Source organism: Pusillimonas sp. ANT_WB101, from assembly GCF_008369125.1.
Lineage (GTDB): Bacteria > Pseudomonadota > Gammaproteobacteria > Burkholderiales > Burkholderiaceae_B > Allopusillimonas.
Window position 1 is genome coordinate 574,031 of the sequence record NZ_VOAY01000001.1, and the last position, 21,913, is coordinate 595,943.

General features: G+C 56.3%; 15 protein-coding genes and 2 pseudogenes. 10 read left to right on the top strand and 7 right to left on the bottom strand.

Going from position 1 to position 21,913, the window contains the following annotated elements:
• Nucleotides 1-50: 50 nt before the first annotated feature.
• Both FQ179_RS02810 and FQ179_RS02815 read right to left on the bottom strand, forming a co-directional pair.
• The gene (locus FQ179_RS02810; protein ID WP_304654080.1) at nt 51-887 is read right to left on the bottom strand and encodes a metal ABC transporter ATP-binding protein; all 837 of its coding nucleotides are present in this window, start codon (nt 885-887) and stop codon (nt 51-53) included.
• Between the two features lie 230 nt (nt 888-1,117).
• A complete protein-coding gene (locus tag FQ179_RS02815; protein WP_149395758.1) occupies nt 1,118-2,065 on the bottom strand; it encodes a metal ABC transporter solute-binding protein, Zn/Mn family in 948 nt (315 codons plus the stop codon).
• Here FQ179_RS02815 and FQ179_RS02820 point away from each other — a divergent pair.
• The gene (locus FQ179_RS02820) at nt 2,064-2,255 is read left to right on the top strand and encodes a hypothetical protein (protein WP_149395759.1); all 192 of its coding nucleotides are present in this window, start codon (nt 2,064-2,066) and stop codon (nt 2,253-2,255) included. The genes FQ179_RS02815 and FQ179_RS02820 overlap by 2 nt on opposite strands.
• Before the next feature lie 402 nt (nt 2,256-2,657).
• Nucleotides 2,658-4,976: a DUF3772 domain-containing protein gene (locus FQ179_RS02825; protein ID WP_255474900.1), complete on the top strand. Its 2,319-nt coding sequence runs from the start codon at nt 2,658-2,660 to the stop codon at nt 4,974-4,976.
• Here the strand turns inward: FQ179_RS02825 and FQ179_RS22565 are convergent.
• Both FQ179_RS22565 and FQ179_RS02835 read right to left on the bottom strand, forming a co-directional pair.
• Nucleotides 4,926-5,195 (bottom strand): annotated as a pseudogene (locus FQ179_RS22565) (DUF5368 family protein); the annotation flags it as partial. The gene FQ179_RS02825 and the pseudogene FQ179_RS22565 sit on opposite strands and share 51 nt — an antisense overlap.
• Nucleotides 5,196-5,208: 13 nt before the next feature.
• The gene (locus tag FQ179_RS02835; protein ID WP_149395762.1) at nt 5,209-6,570 is read right to left on the bottom strand and encodes an NAD(P)/FAD-dependent oxidoreductase; all 1,362 of its coding nucleotides are present in this window, start codon (nt 6,568-6,570) and stop codon (nt 5,209-5,211) included.
• Between the two features lie 171 nt (nt 6,571-6,741).
• On the opposite strand from FQ179_RS02835, the gene FQ179_RS02840 reads away from it, so the two are divergent.
• The 8 genes from FQ179_RS02840 to FQ179_RS02875 all read left to right on the top strand — a co-directional run bounded on the left by FQ179_RS02840 (nt 6,742) and on the right by FQ179_RS02875 (nt 15,752).
• Nucleotides 6,742-7,056 (top strand): helix-turn-helix transcriptional regulator, encoded by a 315-nt coding sequence (locus tag FQ179_RS02840; protein WP_149395763.1) that lies wholly within the window; start codon nt 6,742-6,744, stop codon nt 7,054-7,056.
• A 43-nt stretch (nt 7,057-7,099) separates the two neighbouring features.
• Nucleotides 7,100-7,627 (top strand): rhodanese family protein, encoded by a 528-nt coding sequence (locus FQ179_RS02845; RefSeq protein ID WP_149395764.1) that lies wholly within the window; start codon nt 7,100-7,102, stop codon nt 7,625-7,627.
• Between the two features lie 75 nt (nt 7,628-7,702).
• A complete protein-coding gene (locus tag FQ179_RS02850) occupies nt 7,703-7,906 on the top strand; it encodes a DUF2892 domain-containing protein (RefSeq protein ID WP_149395765.1) in 204 nt (67 codons plus the stop codon).
• Nucleotides 7,907-8,032: 126 nt separating this feature from the next.
• Complete coding sequence (locus FQ179_RS02855) at nt 8,033-9,895, top strand: PhnD/SsuA/transferrin family substrate-binding protein (RefSeq protein WP_223146182.1); 1,863 nt, start codon at nt 8,033-8,035, stop codon at nt 9,893-9,895.
• On the top strand, nt 9,888-10,523 hold the full coding sequence (locus FQ179_RS02860; protein WP_149395766.1) for a response regulator transcription factor: 636 nt from the start codon (nt 9,888-9,890) through the stop codon (nt 10,521-10,523). Before FQ179_RS02855 ends, FQ179_RS02860 begins: the two co-directional genes overlap by 8 nt.
• Before the next feature lie 208 nt (nt 10,524-10,731).
• A complete protein-coding gene (dsrO, locus tag FQ179_RS02865) occupies nt 10,732-11,514 on the top strand; it encodes a sulfate reduction electron transfer complex DsrMKJOP subunit DsrO (RefSeq protein ID WP_149395767.1) in 783 nt (260 codons plus the stop codon).
• Between the two features lie 9 nt (nt 11,515-11,523).
• The gene (gene nrfD, locus FQ179_RS02870) at nt 11,524-12,570 is read left to right on the top strand and encodes an NrfD/PsrC family molybdoenzyme membrane anchor subunit (protein WP_149395768.1); all 1,047 of its coding nucleotides are present in this window, start codon (nt 11,524-11,526) and stop codon (nt 12,568-12,570) included.
• Nucleotides 12,571-12,584: 14 nt separating this feature from the next.
• Complete coding sequence (locus tag FQ179_RS02875; protein ID WP_149395769.1) at nt 12,585-15,752, top strand: tetrathionate reductase subunit A; 3,168 nt, start codon at nt 12,585-12,587, stop codon at nt 15,750-15,752.
• Nucleotides 15,753-16,060: 308 nt separating this feature from the next.
• Here the strand turns inward: FQ179_RS02875 and FQ179_RS02880 are convergent, their stop codons facing one another.
• The 3 genes and pseudogenes from FQ179_RS02880 to FQ179_RS02890 all read right to left on the bottom strand — a co-directional run.
• Nucleotides 16,061-17,278, bottom strand: coding sequence for an acetate/propionate family kinase (locus FQ179_RS02880; RefSeq protein ID WP_149395770.1), 1,218 nt, complete (start codon nt 17,276-17,278; stop codon nt 16,061-16,063).
• On the bottom strand, nt 17,275-18,690 hold the full coding sequence (locus tag FQ179_RS02885; protein WP_370459852.1) for a bifunctional enoyl-CoA hydratase/phosphate acetyltransferase: 1,416 nt from the start codon (nt 18,688-18,690) through the stop codon (nt 17,275-17,277). The genes FQ179_RS02880 and FQ179_RS02885 overlap by 4 nt, the downstream gene beginning before the upstream one ends.
• Nucleotides 18,691-19,580: 890 nt before the next feature.
• A pseudogene (locus tag FQ179_RS02890) lies at nt 19,581-21,851 on the bottom strand (DUF3141 domain-containing protein); the annotation flags it as partial.
• Nucleotides 21,852-21,913 lie beyond the last annotated feature (62 nt).

Here is a 21,913-nt window from a genome sequence, read left to right on the forward strand (position 1 = left end):
AATCAGAGAGGCGATGGATGCAGCGTGCCGTTTGCGGCCTAAGCGTGACGTCATGGTGCGGCAACCGGCGTGGTGGCAGGAGTTGCTGAACGGCAGGCCAGGTCGCGACGCAGGCGGTCTAGTTGGCCTGGTGTAAGCTGGCCGCCATAGGCCTCTTGCACTTTTTCTGGTGTAAAGATGGTGCGCACCGGGCCTATTGCGATGTTACGCACATTGAGCAGCATGACAAAATCAAAGTACTCAGGCACGGTGGCAAGGTCGTGATGCACACAAATAACCGTTTTTCCAGTGCCTGCAAGCCGGTGTAGCAGCGTGGCGATGGCTCGCTCGGTGGCGGCGTCTATACCGGCGAAGGGTTCATCAAGTATGAATAGGTCAGCGTTTTGTGCCAGAGCGCGGGCTACAAATACGCGCTGTTGTTGCCCCCCAGAAAGCTGGCCTATTTGTCGCGATGCGAAGCGGCCCATGCCAACCTGGTCGAGGCAGCTAAGCACACGCAAGCGGTGTGGTCGGCGCCACGGGCGCAGCCAGCCAAGCTCTCTGTACATGCCCATGGCGACTACGTCGTATGCCGTGGCGGGGAAGTGCCAATCTATGCTGGCACGCTGGGGCACGTAGGCGACCCGGGCACGAACGCGAGAGAGCGGCTGACCAAAAAACAGGATATCACCACTTACGCGTGGCGTAATGCCAAGGGCGGCCTTGATCAGTGTAGATTTGCCAGCGCCGTTGGGCCCGACAATGGCGTTCATGCTAGCGGTGGCAGCTGTGTAGTCGACCGAAAATAAGGCGCATGCTGACGCATAGCACACCGTAAGACCATGTATGGTCAGAGCGGGTTCCATGGTGTCGGCGTGAAATGCCGCATCTGACCATGTGGTATCCATTAGTTCACCCGTAAAAACTTGCCGTTCAAGACAAGGAAATTGACGTGCTGTTTATCCCTTCGGGGCAAGAGAATCGACCTGCTGTTTACCCTGTTCGGGGAAAGAGAATCGACGTGCTGATTAACCTTTCAGGGCAGGGAAGTTGAGGTGCTGTTCAACCCTTCAGGGGAGGGAGATCGACCGGCTGTTTAACTGTTCAGGCTAGGTGGATTGGCGTGCTGTTTGACCTTTCAGGGCGAAGAAACTGACGCACTGCTTAACCCTTTGGCTATGATCTGGGCGTTGTGTTCGATCATGCCCAGGTAGGTGCCCTCGGGGGTGCCTTCAGGGCCCAGGGCATCAGAGTAGAGTTCGCCACCGATGACGACGCGCTGCCCTTGCGCTGCAGCGCCCTCAGCCAGCGCACGAATGCTTTGGTCGGGTACCGATGACTCTACAAATATGGCGCTGATTTTGCGTTGAGTTATGGTCTGGACAAGTTGCCCGATTTGATGGAGGCTGGCTTCGCTTTCGGTGGATATGCCTTGTACGGCCAGCACTTCGTAGCCATAGGCCTGTGCGAAATACTGAAAGGCGTCGTGCGCGGTAATGAGCACGCGTTTTTCGGAGGGAACTGTGTGCAGTATGGCTTGGGTGCGCTTATACATGGCGTTGATGGCCTGGTTGTAACGTATTGCCTGCTGCTCGTAGTGATTTTTACCTTTAGGGTCAACCGAGATCAGCGCGTCGCGGGCCGCGTTGACCACCTGTTGCCAAAGCGCAGGGTTCATCCAAACATGGGGATCGAAGAGCGTGGGGTTTTCTTCATCGGCTAAAAGTGCTTCGCGAGGTATGGTTTCGGCCAGGGCCACAACAGGTTTGGTTCGTGCAAGATCAGCCAGCAACGGAACCAACTGTGCTTCGAGGTTGAGGCCGTGATAAACCACCAGATCTGCCCGGGCCAGACGTGTGACATCTAAATGTGTTTGGCGATAAAGATGGGGGTCTACACCCGGCCCCAAGAGTGCAGCCACCTTTACCCGGTTGCCGCCAACCTCACGGATGGCGTCGGCCAGCATGCCTGTGGTGGCGACAACGTGTAGTGCGCGCGTGTCAGCACCCGCAGCATGGAGAGAAAAGGAAGTACTGCCGAGCATCACAGCAGCGACGAGATGAAGAATGCGTTGGCGTAAAGTCATGATGAAACGTGTAATAGAACGGGGTGAAGGAGCAATACGAAAGAGCAATACGAAAGAGCAATACGAAAGAGCAATACGAAAGAGCAATACGAAAGAGCAATACGAAAGAGCAATACGAAATGTTGCGGTTGCAGCGGCTGAAGTTGTTTGGCGAGTTATAAAGTACACACAGTTTTTAAATTATAAATGAGACGTATTATCGTGTACATATCGTAACGCACACCGACGCGAATGCACAGCGGGTCACGCATATAAGGGTATTCTTACGGTTTGGTGCAGCAGTCGAGCGCCTAGGCGTTTAACCCTTCCACCCCGTCATACATCAAAACCTGCTTCTACATCAGGACGAATCATGCTGTTTTCTTCTCGAACACTCATGTCTTGCAGTACGCTGCTTTTCGCGCTGCTGTTAAGTCTCATGGTTTGTGCCAACCTCACATTTGCAGCTACGCCGTCATCATCGCCAGCGTCATCAACTGATGTCCGCAAGAATGCCGCACAGCAGTTGGACAAAGCACAAAAAACGGTTGAAGAAATTCAAAAGAGTTTGCAAAATCATCCAGAAAAAATAGATGATGCTGGCCTGATTAAAATGCGTGATGGCTTGCAGCAAGCAAAAAATGCTGCCGTCGACATTGCCACCCAACTTGAGCCTGAATTAACCGGCGTGCAGGCGCGTCTTACCGAGTTGGGCACCGTTGATCCTAATATCCCTGAACCCGCCGAAATTGCAGGACAGCGCGCACAGCTTACGCAAAATCAAGGCTTGCTCGACTCGCAGATCAAGCTAGCTAAACTGCTCGGCGTTGAGGCGACGCAGGGGCTCGATAAGATTGCAGAGTATCGTCGCATGAGGTTCCGCGCCCAATTGGGGCAACGCTCGCAGTTTGTCCTTTCATCGGGCTATTGGCGTGGCCAGCAGCGCGACTTGCCGCTAGATCTCGATCGTGCCAGCAGGGTGTTTAGTGAACTTGGTGCAAGTGTGCAGGCGTCTCCTCTGAGGGTACGCATCATCGCGCTGTCGCTGGCGGCGTTGGTGTTAGTGTTGGGTGAGGTGCTACGCCGTGGGCTTGCTACGTTTGCCGTAAACCACACAAAGCCTTCGCGACTACGGCGTTCTTTATATGCCACGCTCAGCATTGTCTTGTACACCTTGGTGCCGGGGCTGCTTGCGATTATTCTTGTTCCCTTGTTGCGGTGGGACGGTGTTGGCAGTGTAGAAATAGATAAATTTTTGCACCAGCTTACCGCCGCGGCATTTTTGGCGGGCTTTATCACGGGGGTGGGGTCGGTGTTGCTGGCCGCGCGCAGGCCTACTTGGCGTTTGCCGACTTTGCCTAATGAGCTCGCAAGCCGACTGGCTTGGTTGCCCGGCGCGCTGGGTTTGTCCATATCGGCGGCCTGGATCGCTCAGCAATTTCTTGACCTGATTAACGCAACGCTTACGACAACGTTAATGGTCAACAGTGTAGCCACGGTCGTTTTAGACATACTCATCGGCATTACCGCCTGGAGCCTGCGCGGCGCTTTGTACGCAAGGGTCGCAGACGCTGATAGTGCGCCCGAAAACAGCAATGTATTGCTGGGGTGGTTTCGTACCATGCAAACTGTGCTGATACTGGTTATTGGCATAAGTGTGGCCGCACTGCTGCTTGGCTACGTGGCACTAAGCACACTTATCGTGCAAGAGATTGTATGGCTGGGGCTGGTGGGGTGCACCACATACGTGTTGTTGGCGCTGGTCGCCGATATGTTCCAGAGCCTAATCACGCGCGTCAAAGAGGCACATGCCCGCAATAGCCTATCGGACTCACAGTGGCGGGCGCGCAGTCAATTGCTGGTGCTGCTGTCTGGCGCCACGCAACTGGCGTTAATCGTGGTTGCGTTTACGCTGGTGCTGATGCCGTTTGGTGAAGACCCAACCGACTGGCTCAACCGGCGCCTGGGCTTTCTTGTTCAGGGATTTAGCATCGGTGAGGTGGTGTTGAAACCTGTGTCCGTCTTGCTGGCCATAGGGGTGCTGCTGCTTGGGGTGTTTGCCGTGAGAGGGTTACGTAGCTGGGTAGAAAACCAGTTTCTGCCCGCTACGCGACTCGATGCCAGTATGCGCGTGTCGGCGTCCAATCTGTTTAGCTACGTCGCGTACTTTGTTGTGGTTTTAATGGCTATTTCGTCGCTGGGTTTCGGCCTGGAGCGCATGGCCTGGATTGTTAGCGCGTTGTCGGTAGGTATAGGTTTTGGCTTGCAGGCCATTGTTCAAAACTTTGTCTCTGGCCTGATACTGGTTGTTGAGCGCCCGATACGTGTTGGAGATTGGGTCAGCCTTAACGGCCTTGAGGGTAACGTGCGTCGCATCAATGCGCGGGCGACGGAAATTGAAATGTTTGACCGATCGACCATGATCGTTCCCAACTCTGAGTTCATTACCAAAACCGTGCGCAACGTGACCATGGGTAATCCACTGGGCGTGGCCACAGTCAAAATCAATATGCCTGTGAGCGCCGACGTTGAACAGGTGCGCCAAATAATGCTGGAATCCATGCGAGAGCACACCGAGGTGCTCGAGGACCCTGCGCCTTCCGTATTGCTGGGTGGGTTCGACGCCAATGGTCTGGCGTTTAGTGCGAGCTGCTTTGTTGCGTCTCCGCGCAATGCCTCCAGAACCCGCAGTGAAGTGCTGTTCGATATGCTGGCACGGTTTCACAGAGCGGGGATTCCCCTACATCAAGTGCAGTCGATGGTCGTGGCCTCAGCGGTGGGCGAGGCGTCCGACAGCGTTGCCACGCCGTTTGAAATGGGCGTACCAGCCCAGGGCAGAGTAAGTGAGCAGGGTCGTGCCGGCCAGGCCCACGAAAAACACCAGCCCGATGAGCAACCAGTCCGCCGGCCCCCCGGCGTCGGTGAACCCTGATGAAGATACCTTTGCCATAATAACTAACGCCAATACGCCGCCGGGCAGTCCGGCGATCTGGGCCTGCATCATGCGGCGGGACAACAGCCTTTTGTCTTTGAATACCAGGCTAATGAAAGCCGCCACCCCCAGCAGCGACAATACGATTAAAGGCCAGAGCCAAAGGCCCAGCATCTCCTGAAATACAGCGACCAGTGTCATAAGATCAAGATCTTTCATGATGTTCCTCCGTTTACGCGCGACCGCGCAACATGCTGATATAAGTGGGTTTTAGCGCCATGGTTTTCATTACCCAGCTGACCCACAGCTCTTCAAGCGGGGCGATCATGCCCGGAAATGACGGCGTCAGGTTGTTCTGGTAGTCAAATTCGACGAGCATTGCGCGGCCTAGCCGGGTAATGAGTGGGCAAGAGGTATAGCCGTTATACAGGGCGTCGGTGGGGCGGCCTGAAATATCGGCCACCAGATGCTCTACTGCCACGGGTACTTGCCACTTAACACTTGCGGCGGTTTTGCCTTTGGGTACCCCCGCGATATCCCCGACACCGAAAATTTTTGGGTAGCGCACGTGCCGTAGGGTGCCTCGATCAACGTCCATCCATCCTTCGGTGGCCCACGCGCCTTCTTGCCAGGTAAGCGGGCTGTTGCGAATGACATCAGGCGCTTTCATGGGCGGTATAACGTTAATGAAGTTGTAGCCGAACTCAGTGTCTCCGTCTGGTGTTTTGAACAGCGCGATACGGCGTGCGGGATCAATGGCTTTGAGCACATGGCTGTAATTGGTGTGGATGTTGCGTTCGTGAAAAAGCATGCGCACTTTTTCAGATACGATGGGCACGCTGAACAAGGCATCGTTGTGGGCGTTGTAGATGACTTCCGACTTGCCTCGCGTGCCTCGACGGGTAAGGTAATCTTCCGCGACAAAGGTGTATTTAAGCGGCGCGCCTGCGCATTTCATTTCGGTAGCAGGCCGCAGAAACAGGCCGGTGCCGCCCTGATCGGCAAAGTCTGACAGCAGACGCCAGGTGGCTGCGGCGGCAGCGGGGCTGTGATAGACGCTTCCCAGGCCGTTTTTGCCAATTAAGGATTCATCCATACCCTCAATGGCGGCATAATCCAATTGCATGCCGGTGGCGACGATTAGGTAGTCATAGGTGTACGTTTTACCGCCCGCAGTCACCACCTTGTCGGCCTCGGGGTCGATTTCGGCGACGGTATCCTGTACCCACTCGACCTCGCGAGGTACATAGCTTGCAGTGTCTGACTCAACATAGCCGGCAGGCTTGATACCGCTTGCCACCAGCGTGAGGCCGGGCTGGTATAAGTGCCGTGCCCGAGCGTCGATAAGGGTAATGCTGGCACCTTTGAGCCGGGCGGCCAGTCTTGATGCGCTGGCCAGGCCGGCTGCGCCTGCACCGGCAATGACGATTCGGGCTTTGGTAGAGATGAGTTCTGGCCTAGCAGCCACGGCTGGACCCATGGCGAGCGCACCTGTGGCGGCGATGCCCGCTTGAATAAATAGGCGACGACTTGGGTCTGGGCAAGCTGCTTGCCTTGATTGCAGTGCCAAAGACAGGGCGGTATTTCTTTTCATAACGCGACACCTTTTGCTAAGGGTTGAGGGCGAGGGTGCCGAGAATGTGCACCAGCCCTGAATAACAATGCCTTTAAGGACAATCTGTTACTGCGCAGACAATTAATTAAACTTGTTTGCCCATCTATATTAGATTATACTAAATTAGTAAAAACTAATAAAGAACTCTTTATGCTGGAAAAAACCTCCGCAGATCCGTTGTTTATGCAAGATGCCGCCTCAAAGGCTGCAGGGTTGCTGCGCACCGTCGGTAATGAGCATCGTTTGCTAATGCTGTGCCTGTTGATTGAGCATGAAGAACTCACGGTGGGAGAGCTGCTGCAGTACGTTGATCTCAGCCAGTCGGCCGTGTCACAGCATCTGGCCCGCATGCGCGACGAGGGCATAGTGGATGTTCGCCGTAATGGGCTGAAAATGTATTACCGCATCGTCAATCCCAACGTGAAAGTGTTGGTTGCAGCACTAAAAGATATTTTTTGCCCCTGAAAGGGCTTGATTAGAACGCGTTAACCGATAGAGGCTTGTCTATATGAGCTATCAAAAAATACTACCCGTCGAAGCGCAAAAGCTTTTGGACGAGGGCGCCATGCTTGTGGATGTGCGCGCCAACGATGAATACGTGCGAGAACATATCGCGCAGGCCCGTCATATGCCCATGGAACAGTTAAGTCGTCATTGTCTTGACGGCAGCGCTGCAACGTCAGTCATTTTCCACTGCAAGTCTGGCAACCGCACGCTTATGCAGGCAGAAAGCCTGGCTGAATGTGCGTCCTGCGACGTTTATGTTCTGGACGGTGGAATGGACGCCTGGAAGCGCTCAGGCCTGCCTACAGTTATGGACGCTTCCCAACCCATGGAGCTTTCGCGTCAGGTACACATTGCCGCCGGCTTGCTGGTTTTGCTTGGCGTCATACTGGGAACAGTGGTCTCGCCGTGGTTTTATATTTTGTCCGGGTTTGTTGGCGCCGGGCTGGTGTTCGCAGGGCTTAGCGGCTTTTGCGGTATGGCTCGCCTGCTGATGAAGGCACCATGGAACCGAAGGGCCGGGCTTTTGTGATCTGGCGCAAGGCATGGCATGGCGATGTAACGCATACTGATTTTGAGCGTTTGTGATCTTTTATAAGGAATACACATGAAAACAAATCTTGGTGGTATAGATCGCACCCTACGCATTATTGTAGGTATTGTCCTGATTGCTTTGGTGCTTTCGGGCACCATAGGCCTGTGGGGATGGATCGGGGTTGTCCCACTGGTCACGGGGCTGTTTGGCTTTTGCCCTGCCTACCGGCTGCTGGGCCTGAATTCTTGCCCGTTAAAGCGAAAAAATAGCGTTTGACCCGTTGCGGCACAAGCCTCCGCCTGTGCCGCAAAATAGCGTACAGTCAGCGTCAGATGCGGAGGGCATGTTCAATGTGGAAATGGGTGCTGGCTCGAACGAACGCGCCGGTTGTGAGGTGGTTGCGTGGTGCTTAGTCGAAGCGGGGCGCTTGCTTTCTTGATGCTGGTGTTTGTTAACTTAACGACACCTGCCCGCGCTCAACCACAGCTCGTCGCTGCTCACGCGCATTCTCTACAGTCTGTTGTAGCCGCTGACACCGCTCCTGTGGGTCATGTGGTTAAGTCAGACGCTAAGCCCGTTGAGGTACGTGTGGGCGTGCTCGCCTATTTGGGCACAGAGGCGGCTGAGGAAGGCTGGCAGCCCACTCAGGTTTTGTTGAAAAAAATGTTGCCGCAATACAGCGTGCAATTGTTTTATTACGACTTGGAAGGGCTGCGTCGGGCTGTCGACCGGCGAGAGGTGGACTTTGTGCTGACCAACCCCGGTCAGTATGCCGAGCTGGAGTTGGCAGTTGGTGCCAGTCGCATTGCCACGCTGGTGCAAGGCGCGCACACGCTGAACGGTCTTGGGCTGGGCTCTACCGTTATCGCCGCAGCAAAGCGCACAGACCTCACTCGTCTGGAAGACATGCGCAACAAAGTGGTTGCGGCCACCACCAACGAAGGATTTGGCGGATATCAAATCGTATGGCGAGAACTGGCGACGCTGGGCATAGACCCTGCCAGTGATTTTTCCGGCACGCACTTTGTAGGCTTTCCCATGAGTAAGGTGTTGGACGCGGTGGAGCAGGGTAAGGCTGATGTGGGCATTGTGCGGGGCTGCCTGCTTGAGTCTGTGCCGGGCTGGCAGCAGCGTTTCAAGGTACTCTCGCCGCATCCTGAATCTGGTCTGGGTTGCGTGGTGTCAACGCGGCTTTATCCTGACTGGCCTATCGCGCGTTTGCGCCATACCTCGCCTACCATAGCCAAAGATGTGGTCATTGCACTGCTGCAAATGCCTGAGGCCAGCAACGGGGTTAGCTGGACGGTGCCGGCCGACTACCAGTCTGTACATGATCTATTCCGTGAACTGCAGATCGGCCCCTATTCGTATTTGCGCGAGCAAGGCCTGATGGCGCTGGCCAAGCGTTACTGGGGCATATTGCTTCTGATTGCCGTTGTACTTCTTACCTGGCTCTTGTATACGCTGCGCGTGGAGCACTTGATTCATTCACGCACTAACGCGTTACGGAATGCGCTGCAGGAACGCAAAGAGATCGAAGCTCGTATGCGTACTAACCAGGAGCAGGTGGATCACATGTCGCGCCTGTCGATACTGGGTGAACTATCAACCACGCTTGCGCACGAGTTAAGCCAGCCGCTTGCCGGTATTGCCAACTATGGGCAAAGCCTTTTGCGGCGGCTTGATAACGGCCGGCTGACGGATGATGCCGTATGCCAGGCCGCAACTGAAATATCGCGCCAGGCAGAAAATGCGGCAGGCGTGCTGGGTCGCATCCGCGCCTTTGCGCGCAAACGGGTCAGCGTCAGAAAGCCCCGGCATATAGCCGCCGTGGTGCAGGACACGGTAGCGCTGTTTTGCGGCATGCTTGCACAGGCACCCGTAATCCAGATCGATGACCAACTGGCACCCGAAACGCGCGTTGATGTTGATGCTTTGCAGATGCAGCAAGTACTGCTTAACTTGCTGAAAAACGGTATGGACGCGATGCGCGCCTTGCCCGAAGACCAGCGGCTTATTGAGATCAGCCTCACTCAGGCAGACGAGCATGTTTGCATTGCCGTGCGTGATCATGGCGTGGGCTTGACGCCAGAGCAGCGCCAGCATTTGTTCCAGCCTTTTTACACAAGTAAAGAAAATGGCCTGGGTCTGGGGCTGTCGATCAGCAGCAGTATTGCCGAAGTGCATGGCGGAAAGCTCACTGCCTTTGCGCCGGATCATGGCAAGGGCATGATTTTTTCCCTACTATTGCCTGTATATGATTGAGCAATCCACGTCCACTATTTATGTCATCGACGACGATGAGTCTTTTCGGCGCTCTCTGGTGTTTCTGCTAGAGTCCGTCGGCTGGCCTGTCAGCGCCTTTGACAGTGCCGAAGCATTTCTGGCCTGTCACCCCGATCCGCCCGATGACATGGGCTGTATGGTGCTCGACATACGCATGCCTGTCATGAGCGGCCTGGCGCTGCAACAGCATCTGCATCGCAATGGGTGGCCGTTGTGCATTGTGTTTATTACGGGTCATGGCGATGTGCAGATGGCGGTGCAGGCCATGAAGGCCGGGTGCTGTGATTTTCTTGAAAAGCCCTTCAAAGACCAGGCCTTGCTTGACGCCGTTGACCAGGCCGTACAGCAAATGCACTTGGCCAGAAAAGATGCCAGCCTTAAGGCGCAGGCCAAGGCTTTGCTCGACAAGCTTTCGCCACGCGAAGACGAAGTTGCCAAGCTGGTGGCGCTTGGCCAGCCCAACAAGCAAGTGGCCCGAGAATTAGGCATCAGCGAAAAAACCGTACACATACACCGTCAGCATGTTATGGAAAAAACTGGGGTCACGGGCGCTGCCGGGCTGGCGCGCCTGATGTTGACGGCGGACGCCTCGGCGCTTGATGGCTGAATGCACACTGCGATCAGGCGTTTTACGCATGCGTTTACATTGGGCATATAGGTAAAACCATCTAGTCAGGTAGTTAAAGGCCACAATTACATTGTGGCCTTATGTTTTGTAACCTTAGGGTATTCCCTCATAGGCTGGAATATCACTATGCAAACTACCTGTATCACGACGCTTGTGCGACCTCTCTGCATTACTCTGGAGACTCGCCATGACTGACATCCGCCAAGTTTCCCGCACCACTAATGCGCCTGAAAAGGTTAGGCGCAGAGGTTTTCTTAAAGAAATGCTGGGTTTGGGGGCTGCCGCTACAGTTATCCCGATTGCGCCGGCCCAGGCTGCAATGGGAAGCCAGCCACCGCGGCGTCCGGGCCATGCCGGCAAGCGCTACGGCATGCTGGTGGATTTGCGTAAATGCATAGGCTGCCAGGCCTGTACCGTGAGCTGTTCTATTGAGAACGAGCCGCCTCTGGGCCAGTTTCGCACCACGGTTTTGCAGTATGAGGTGAATCTGCCCGATCTGGCACAGGCCGCCATGCTGAGCCTGCCGCGCCTGTGCAATCACTGCGATACGCCGCCCTGTGTGCCGGTGTGCCCCGTACAGGCCACCTTCCAGCGTGAAGACGGCATTGTGTTGGTCGACAACGACCGCTGCGTGGGTTGTGGATACTGCGTTCAAGCCTGCCCATATGACGCCCGTTTCATTAACCACGAGACTCAGACTGCCGACAAGTGCACATTTTGTGAGCACCGATTGGACGTCGGCCTGCTGCCTGCCTGTGTGGAAAGCTGTGTCGGCGGTGCGCGTGTCATTGGTGACCTCAACGATCCCGAAAGTGCCATATCGCGTCAGATGGCAGAGCACAAGGATGAAATCAAGGTACTCAAACCTGGCATGAACACGAATCCTCATGTGTTCTACATCGGCTTGCCGGACGAGTTTGTGGATGGCATCGACGGGCAAGCCAGTGTGCGCCCCATTCTGGACATGTAGGAGGCAGGCATGGAAATCATTGAATTGTTGACACCGTTTTACGAGGTGGCCTGGCTGCCCTGGGCGGTGCAGTACTTTTTTCTTATTGGTATTGCGGCAACCACGGCCATGATTGCTTCCGGCTGTGCATTTGCATCACCTGGCTCTCAGGGCGCGCGGCTGCTGCCTGCTGCCGTGGCTGTGCTGGCGGTGGCGGCGGTGGCCGCGCCTGTCTCGCTGCTGGCCGACCTGCATCAGCCTGGGCGTTTCTGGCATTTTTATGCGCATTTCACCCCTTGGTCATGGATGTCGTTGGGGGCCTACCTGCTTCCAGCATTCGTCATGCTGGCGCTGGCCTTTTGCGCGGCCTGGTGGTTTGAGCGGCGCGGCGTGCTGCGCGTCTTAGGTGTTCTTCTGATCGCATCCGCGCTGTCGATTCTGGTGTATACGGGTTCCGAAGTCATGGTGATCCGGTCCAGACCGTTGTGGAACACGCCATTTTTGCCGGTCAACTTCGCCTTGACCTCGTGGCTGGCCTCACTGGGTGCCATGTTGCTGGTTGCACGCTGGTTGCCGGGCGGCTTGCAGGCATTGCCAGTGGCCCTGGTGCGCAAGCTTGCATGGCTGGGGTTTATCGCACTCACCGTCTGTGCCATGGCGTGGGTGGTTGTCGGTGCCGAAGGTGGGGATCCGGCCTTCGACATGGCGCGACGCTTGTTTATGGAATTTCCGGCCTGGCGTCTGGCATTTCTGGGCTCGATCGGTGCCGGTGTTGCGGTCATGGCGTTACTGGCATGCAGCAACAATCGTCTGGCAGGCTGGTTTTACTCGCTGATCACTGCCGGTGCGCTGCTGGCCGTCGCCTGGGTGTTTCGCTGGATTGTCTTCATGGCGGTGCAGGAAGTGCCCAAATACGGGGCGGGGCTTTATATCTATCAAATGCCACTGGGCAGCGATGGCCTGTTGGGCATGCTCGGCGTGCTGGGCCTGTGCATTGCGCTGATTGCAATCGTCACGTGGGTAGTCAATGAATTTCGTGCTGGTTCGGTGCATGCTACCGCCGCAGCACGTTCTTGATAAGGAAGAATACGATGAGCAACAAAGACCACGATAACGAATTGCAAGAACAGCCCGTCACGTCGAAAACCGACCTTGATCGTCGTCGCTTGCTAATGCACGGTGGCGTTGCGGCGGGTGGGCTGGCCGCCTTCGCCGTCGGATACGGTGACACGCTTTACAAAGCTGCCAAAGGTTTAACGCAGGGCACAGCAGGGGAGCCAACGGCCGATGCCTTGCGCGGCAACTCACTTAAACCGGAGTTTGCCATTAACGCAAAAGGTGAGCTGTCTGCGGCCAACGGCCAGATCGTCAGCCCCTCGAGTTGTTTGGGGTGCTGGACGCAGTGCGGTGTACGTGTGCGGGTTGATACCGCGACGAATCGCATTGTGCGCATTGCCGGCAACCCTTATCACCCGTTGGCAACCACTAGCCCTGCCACCATGGATATGCCTGTGCGACAGGTGTATGCCATGCTGGGTGGTGACAATGGGCTAGAAGGCCGGGCTACGGCCTGTGCCCGTGGATCTTCCATGCAGGCTCAGCAAACCAGCCCCTATCGCGTACTGCAACCACTCAAACGTGTTGGGCCGCGTGGCGCCGGGAAGTGGGAAAGCATCTCCTTCGAGCAGTTGATCGAAGAGGTCTGCGAGGGCGGTGATCTGTTTGGTGAAGGACAGGTTGATGGCCTTCGCCCACTCTTTGATCACAAAACGCTGATCGACGCCGCTAACCCCGATTATGGTCCCGTCTGTAACCAGCTGGTCGTGTCCGACTCAGCGAACGAAGGCCGTAGCCCGCTTCTGAACCGCTTTGCTCAGCAGTCCTTCGGTACCGTGAATCGCAGCAATCATGGTTCCTACTGCGGCCAGAGCCGGCGCGTGGGTGCCGCCGCCGCACTGGGTGACTTACCCGGCATGCCACACGGTAAGCCAGACTGGAAGCACGCGAGTTTTGGTCTGTTTATTGGCTCAGCGCCTGCTCAGTCGGGCAACCCCTTTCAGCGGCAGGGCCGTGAGCTGGCTGAAGCGCGTTCGCGTAAAGAGAATCCATTCAAGTATGTCGTAGTGTCGCCCATACTTCCGACCTCATCGAGTCTGGCCTCGGGGTCGGGCAACCGTTGGGTAGCTGTTAAACCTGGTTCTGACCTGGCCCTGGCCATGGCCATGATTGACTGGATTATCGAAAATGACCGCTACGATGCCACTATGCTGTCGCAGCCTGGCCCCGAGGCTGCACAGGCAGTCGGTGAAGCTTCATGGACAAACGCCACCCATTTGTTGGTGAGTGAGCCTGAACACCCGCGTTTTGGCACGTTTTTGCGGGGCGCTGATCTGGGCTGGAAAAAGCCTGAAGGTGACGATGTTGAAGATGTTTATGTCGTGCAGATGGCTGATGGTAGCCTGGCACCGCACACCGTCGGGCATCCGGCCACGCTGGCGGTAGAGCCACGTGCAGTGACCTTGGTTTCTGACGGCGGTACTGTGCAGGTGTGCAGCAGCTTCGTCAAACTGCGTGATGAGGCCCGGCGCTTGTCGCGTGACGAGTATGCTGCCCAGTGCGGTATTGCCAAGGACACCATCGAAGAACTAGCCCGCGAATTTACCAGCCATGGCAAGAATGCGGTTGCCGACATGCACGGCGGCACCATGAACGGTGCGGGGTTTTACACCGCGTATGCCATTTACATGTTGAACACGCTGGTGGGCAACCTGAACGTCAAAGGCGGGCTGGTGCTTGATGCCGGGCCATTTGGGCCATTTGGCCCGGGGCCGCGTTATAACTTTGCGCAGTTTGAGGGCAAGGCCAAGCCTAAAGGTGTACCACTGTCACGCAGTCGCTTTCCTTACGAGAAAACGACTGAGTACAAAAACAAGGTCGAAAAGGGCGAGTCACCTTACCCAGCGCGTGCTCCGTGGTACCCGGCGGTTGGCGCGCTCAGCAGCGAGATGCTGGGGTCAGGGCTGTTGGGCTACCCCTACCCGGTCAAAGTGTGGCTTAACCACATGAGCAACCCGGTCTACGCCCTGTGCGGTTTCAAGAATGCATTTCTGGATAAACTGCGTGACAGCAAGGCTTTGCCGCTGCATATTTCCGTTAATGCTTTCATCAATGAGACCAATGCCTGGGCTGATTACATTGTGCCGGACACAGTCACCTATGAAAGCTGGGGTATTGGCGCACCCTGGGCCGACGTTATCGTCCGATCATCGACGGTACGCTGGCCAGTGGTTGACCCTGCAGTTGCGCGTACGGCCGATGGTCAGCCTGTTAATCTGGAAAGCTTTTTGATTGGTGTGGCCGTACGTCTGGGCATGCCTGGTTTTGGCAAAGGTGCAATTTCGGACATGGAAGGCAACCGCTACGACTTGTTCACGGCTGAAGATTTCTATTTGCGTGCACTGGCCAATATGGCCTTTACGGCTGGCAAGCCAGTGGGTGAAGCAAGCGATGACGACATGGTTTTGACCGGGGTGTCACGCTTTGAACAAACCCTGCAGCAAAAGCTAAAGCCAGAAGAATGGCGGCGTGTCGCCATGATTATGTCGCGCGGTGGGCGCTTTGATGACCTGCAGTCAGCATGGAATGGCGACAAAATCCGCAAAGCCTACACCACGCCACTGCAACTGTGGAACGAACCCATAGCCCGCATGCGGCACGCGATGACGGGTGAGCACTATAGCGGCTGCCCCACGTTTTACCCGACTCGGTTGGGCGACGGTACCCCCATGCGCGAGCAGTTCGACGAAAAACAGTGGCCATTCTTGATGACGTCTTACAAGTCTAATTTGATGAGTTCGATGTCTATCGGGGTAGATAGACTGCGGCAGTTGCATCCGCAGAACCCGGTGTCGATCAACAAGGCTGATGCGGCCAAACAGGGGATCAAGAACGGAGACGCGATACGCATTGTGACGCCAGGCGGCGAAGTGCGTGGTGTCGCGCTGGTGCGAGAGGGGATTATGCCGGGTGCGATCGCGGTGGAGTTTGGTTATGGCCATACCGAGCTGGGCGCCAAAAGCCACCTGATTGATGGTCAGGCCTTGCCTCACAACCCGCATCTGGCGGCGGGCGTTAACCTTAATGACTTGGGTTTTGCTGACCCCAGCCGGGGTGAACATGCCAATATCTGGGTAGACTGGGTTTCGGGCGCTGCCGTACGTCAGGGGCTGCCGGCGCGTATCGAGGCGGTTACGGTTTAGCGTTTAAATGGGGTCAGCTTAAGAGCCTGATAGCTTCAATTTTGAAGTGGCTATCGTAGGCACGTTGTTTCATAACCGAACCTCTTTTTAAGTTATCTTAAGGTCGTGTCCAGTTTTACATCGCCTCTGCCCCCACCAGTTGGATTCCAATCCAACTGGTGGGGGCAGAGCATGTCACGGGTTTTTTTTGATGCCAAGGTTTAGCTACCCGCAGGCGGAATACGGTTATTCGACTTCTGCGGGGTATCTGAGGTACGCATACCTGCTCGAAGACGCAGGCTTGATATGCGCCCCGAAATCAGCCAGGCTCAGATCAATGCAAGTGCCTGACGCGCTGCAATCCATTCTTCGTTGGTGGGTTCCACTACAACGGTAATGGGGCTGCCTGGCCTGGAAATAATGGGCTTGTTCTGCTCGTTGGCGTCTGGGTCTAACTCTATGCCCATCCACGCTAGGTCGCGGCACACCCGTTTGCGGATTTCGGCACTGTGTTCGCCGATGCCTGCCGTAAATGCCAGCACGTCCAGCCCGCCCAGCACGGCCGCGAGCGCGCCAGTTTCGCGAACAATACGTCGTACATACAAGGCCAGCGCATCACGCACGCGCTCTCCGGTTTCGTCGTCATTCTGTTCAAGCGGGAACAGTACGGGAGGGTCGGCGGACACGCCAGACAAGCCAAGCAAGCCAGACTTGTTGTACAAAATGTCAGCCACTTCTTCCAGACTGAGCTTTTCGATCTGCATCAGATAGATGACGGCGCCAGGATCCAAGGCACCGCAGCGCGTGCCCATCATCAAGCCATCCAGTGCTGAAAACCCCATCGTGGTGGCAATACTCTGCAGGTTTTTCATGGCACAAAGGCTGGCGCCGCTGCCCAGGTGGGCCGCCACGACGCGCCCATGTGCGACCTCGCCCAGTCTTTCCGGCAGGGCCACTGAAAGATAGTCATACGACAGCCCGTGAAAGCCGTAACGTCGCAAACCACGATCCCATGCCCCGTGGGTAAGCGGCAACATCTGTTCGATCTTGGGCATGTCGTGGTGGAAGGCGGTGTCAAAGCATGCAACCTGCGGCAGATCAGGACGGATCTGCAGCAGGATGTCGATGGCTTCCAGCGCGAATGGCTGGTGCAAGGGCGCCAGAGGGATGTAGTTTTTCAAATCAGCCAGCACGTTGGCGTTGACCCGTACCGGCGAAAAATACTTGTTGCCGCCATGTACCACCCGATGGACGACGGCGTGCAGCTGCCGCCCGGCCAGACGCTCGGTCACACGTTCGCGTATGTAAGTGAGGGCAGAATGGTAGGGTTGCTCGGTATCAAGGGTAATGGGTATGGGCGTCATGCCGGTTTGCCCAAAGGTGCTGGATGTGCGACCGACGCCCTGAACCTTGCCATTCCATACGGGTGTACGCGGCAGCGGGTTTTGCCCGCCGTCGAACATGGCGAATTTAATGCTTGATGAGCCGCAGTTCAGTACGAGAGTCAGGTCGCTCTGAACGGGGTAGCGATCAGTGAGTGTATTCATGGAGGCGTGTTCCGGTAGTGGTGTGCCAGCAAGACGGCAATGGCGCACGAAGCAATGCGGGTTTCCCGCGAGTCTGCGCGACTGGTAAGCACAATGGGTACTTTGGCCCCCAGCACAATGCCGGCACTGGATGCGTTGCCCATAAATTCAAGCTGCTTGGCCAGCATGTTGCCGCTCTCAAGATCAGGTGCGATCAGGATGTCGGCTTTACCGGCGACGGGCGAATCTATACCTTTGATGGCGGCTGCTACGGGCGAAACGGCATTGTCGAAGGCAAGGGGGCCATCGAGCAGAGCCCCGGTAATCTGGCCGCGATCTGCCATTTTGCATAGTGCGGCGGCATCCAGTGTGGCTGGCATATCGACATTAATGGTTTCGACAGCGGCCAGAATGGCGACACAAGGCTGCTTGACGCCGATGGCGTGTGCTAGATCAATCGCGTTGCGAATGATGTCGGCCTTTTCCAGCAGAGTGGGTGCAATGGTTATAGCCGCATCAGTGATGATGAAGGGGCGCGGGTATGACGCTGTCTGCATTAGATAGCAGTGGCTGATACGGCGTTTGGTGCGCAGCCCGGCGGCAGAAGGCAAGATGGCCCCCATGAGTTCGTCAGTGTGCAAACTGCCTTTCATAATGGCTTCGGCTTGCCCGCAAGCGGCCAGATGCGCGCCAGCACTGGCCGATGCGTGACTATGCGGCGTGTTTTCAATGTGTACGCCTGACAGGTCTAGGCCTGCCTCGGCCGCTACTGCTTCAATGCGGGCACGGGGGCCAACCAGAATGGGAGCAATCAGGCCATGGTCTCGTGCTTCGAGGGCGGCAGACAGGCTGAGGGCGTTGCAGGGGTGGACCACGGCGGTACGTATCGGGCCCATGGGCCGTACATGATCCATTAAGCGGCGTATTCCATCGCTGGTATTCACTTCAAAGCGCACCTCGGGCAGCGTAGCGCGTTCACGTTTGATTTGCACGGTGGGGGCGATAACATCTGCTGTTCCGCTGATAACCTCATGGCCGTCCTGGTTGACGCAGCTGCATGCCAGGGTAAGGCCTTTGCTCTCGGTGTTGCGAGCGGTTACCTTGACGCTAACGCGCAGTGTGTCGCCCACCCTGACGGGTGCCAGAAACGCCAGGGTCTGGCTGCGGTAAATCGTTCCAGGGCCGGGCAGTTTCATGCCCAGCACGCTCGAAATCAAAGCGCCGCCCCACATGCCATGGGCGATCACGCCATGAAAGCGTGTGGTCGAGGCAAACTCGGGGTCAATGTGCTGCGGGTTGAAGTCACCCGATTGCAGGGCAAACAGCTGTATGTCTTGGGTTGTGAGCGTACGTTCGATGGTTGCCGTGTCGCCGACGGCGATGTCGTCAAACACTTTGTTCTGCAAAATGGTCAGCGCGTGGTCTGGTGGCATGTCTGAGGTCATTGTTTAGATCCTCTTTTTGGCGCAACCTTCGCGGTTGTTGTACGGGAGACCTTTTGCGCCACCGGCTGGCGGGAGTGCGCTGTTTTAGCACTGGTGGCTTTTTTAGCCGAAGGTAAAGCTTTGGCGGGTAGCGCAGCGAGTTGTTTTGCCGAGGTGGTCGCCTTCTTGCCTGTGGTCGCTGTCGGCACTGCGGCCTTCTTCGCTGGGGCTGGTGTTTTGGTTACTGGTGCTGCGGCCTTCTTGGCTGGGGCTGGTGTTTTGGTTATGGGTGCTGCGGCCTTCTTGGCTGGGGCTGGTGTTTTGGTTATTGGCGCTGAGGTGTTCTTAACGGCGGCCGGAGTGTCGGTTACTGGCGCAGCAGCTTTCGTCGCGGAAGTAGCGGCTGTGGATGAAGGTGCTGCAATCTTCTGCGCTGAGAAGGGGGGCTTGGTTTCAGGCGCAGTGGTTGTCTTCGCGGAAGCTGGGCCTTGGTTTTCAAGTGCAGCAGCTTTCGTCGTTGAGGAAGCGAGGTCAATTGCTGGTGTGGCTATCGTCTTCGCCTGCGCAGTCGGGGCTTCCAACGAAGAAGTCACTTTGCCTGTGGACACCGTAGCGTCTTTCAGAGAGGGAGAGTTTGTGTCTGTAGAGGGCGTGGCGTCTTTCATACGAAAAGAAGCTTTGCCTTCGGAAGCGGCACCGTCTTTCAATGAAGAAGACGGCTTGGGTGCGGCGGTGACGTTGTCTTTAGTTGCTGAAGAATTTTTAGTCGCCGACGCTGGAAGTTGCCTGGCGACGGAAGACGCCTTCTTGGCTGGCATTGCCGGTATTTTTTCAGTCGCTGAAGTTGCTGTGGGCAACGCAGACCTCTGTGGCTGAGTTGAGTGCGAAAGTGGTGTGCGATGCGTGCTAATCGACGCTAACTTAGGCTCGGGCGCTGTGGGTGCAGAAATACTTGATTTTTCGACGTCGAGTTTTTTAGCTGGTGCGCTCTGTTCGAAGAGTGCCAGTATGCGTTGCAGGCTGGCTTCTTCTTCAGTGAGCAAATTGCCTCTGGACGTTACCAGACGCTCAAGGTCTTGGGCACGCTCACGGATGTCGTCGGCATTGGCGCGCTGGAGCAGGGTGGGGATCGCTTCAATTGCCGCCTTCGTATCATGGGCCAGCAGTACTGCTTGGTCGCGCACCAGCGCGCGGAAGGACGCCATATTAAAGTCACCGGGTCTTTCGGGCCCATGAAACTTCAGTGCATGGCCGAAGTGCCGCTCGTCGGCTTCGCCACGCGTGCGCAAAATGTAGAAGATGGCGCGCACGGTGGCCTCAAGCAGCCCGCCTTCGGTCATACGGTCGCGGATGCGGGCGAGTTCACGCTCGACAAATGCCAGGTGTTCGGGGGAGTCGCCGGGGTGATTGCGTGCAGGCAAAACGCTGTCTGCAGAGTAACCCGTCAGGGCCTGAACTAGCGGCGACCCGTACAAACCTTCAAATAACCAGGCATACATCTGATCGCGCTGGTCGCGGTAGGAATCGAGCAGGCGCACTATCATGGTTGACACGTTTTCCTGCACCTGCCAGAAGGGGTTATCAGGCATCATTTCACGACGGTCATCGCGCAAACGAGTAGCGGCACCCGCAACCGTGGGCGCCAGGGCGTTTGTGCTGGACCACCATTCGTAGGACATACGCAAGGGGTGTAAGGTCTGCATCATGCTCGCAATTTCTGGCGTAACCATGCCCTGCACCCAGGGCTGCACGAAAGTCTTGTAGAGGGCCAGATTGGTTTCTGAAACACGCGCAGCTGCTCTGAAGCGGTGATCTGATGCCGGGTCTGGTTTTACGATATTGCGCACGTCGTCGAGAGTGCGCCGATGTAGGGCCATAAAGTACGCGTCATGTGAATCGGGCCCGTGTGGCGACTGTGACGCGTCAGGGTTGTCATCAACCGTAGCTTGATACACACCGGCTGGCAATAGATCGATTAAATCAATATTGCTGGTAAATTCAACATGCTCTTTACGCCCGACCTTGCCTGAAACAAAAATGCCCAGGTGCCCGATGCTGTCATGGGTGGTGTAGACAATGGTTTGGTCGTGGCTGGCAACGTCTTCGTCGTTGCGATACAGGTCGGTGATCCAGCCCAGAGCCTGTGGGGGCGGGGTAATGTTGTCGCCGTAAGAGCAGAACACCACAATAGGCGAACGGATATTGCGTAAATCGATGCGCAGGCCATCAGACGTGATCAGTTCAGCGCTGCTTAGCCGGTTTCCAATGAACAAATTGTCGACGATATACTGCATTTCGACATCATTGAGAAAAACATAGCCTCCCCAGTATTTTTCAAACTCCAGGTAGCGTGGGCCTTCGGTATCGACGTTGGCATAAAGATGGTAGTTTTTTGCCCACCATGTGTTGGCGGGGTCGAGCTTTTCAAAGTTTTCTACCAGCCATGCGCCGTCAAAGCGACCCGCTCCCAAGTCGCTGGTTAGCGCTGTTAACCAGCTTCCGCCCGTAAGGCCGCCACCGTAACGCATGGGGTTGTTGCCCGCCCAGTATGACAGCGGCGCGCCGGCAACAATTAGCGGGCCAAACAATTCAGGCCATAGCGATGCCGCCATCATGACCAGCCAGCCAGCCTGGCAGTTGCCAATGACGGCGGGTTTGCCAATGCAACTATCGTGCAGCTCACCTACATGGCGCACAAAGTGGGCCAGCCCACGCATAACATCTTCAACCGTCTGACCTGGTACAGGGTCAGGGAGAAAACCCACAAAATAGCAGGCGTGGCCAGCCTTCATGGCTGCGCCGATTTCACTGTCAGGCTTGAACCCCGCTATGCCCGGGCCGTGGCCGGCCCGAGGGTCGATCACGATAAAGGGACGCTTGACGGGATCTATGGTGATATCGGCAGTAGGCAGAATGCGCACCATGCCGTAATTGATGGGGCGGGTAAACTCTAGGCCCGACTTAACAATTTCGCAGTCAAAGCTCAGCACGTTGGGCACCTCTTCCTGCAGATGCTCGCGGTACTGGTCGCCTCGCTGGCGCCGCACGTCTGCAAAAAGTATAGACCGTTGCCAGGCGTCCACACCGTATTCGCTGAGGGCACTGGCGAAAGACCAGGGGTCAAACATGGAAAAGGCTTTGGGCATGGAGGAAGGTTTTTTGTCGTTCATGAACTGGGCCTGAATTTGTCGACCGCGACAGTGTCGCGGTCGTTGTCGTTAGTAATGTATTG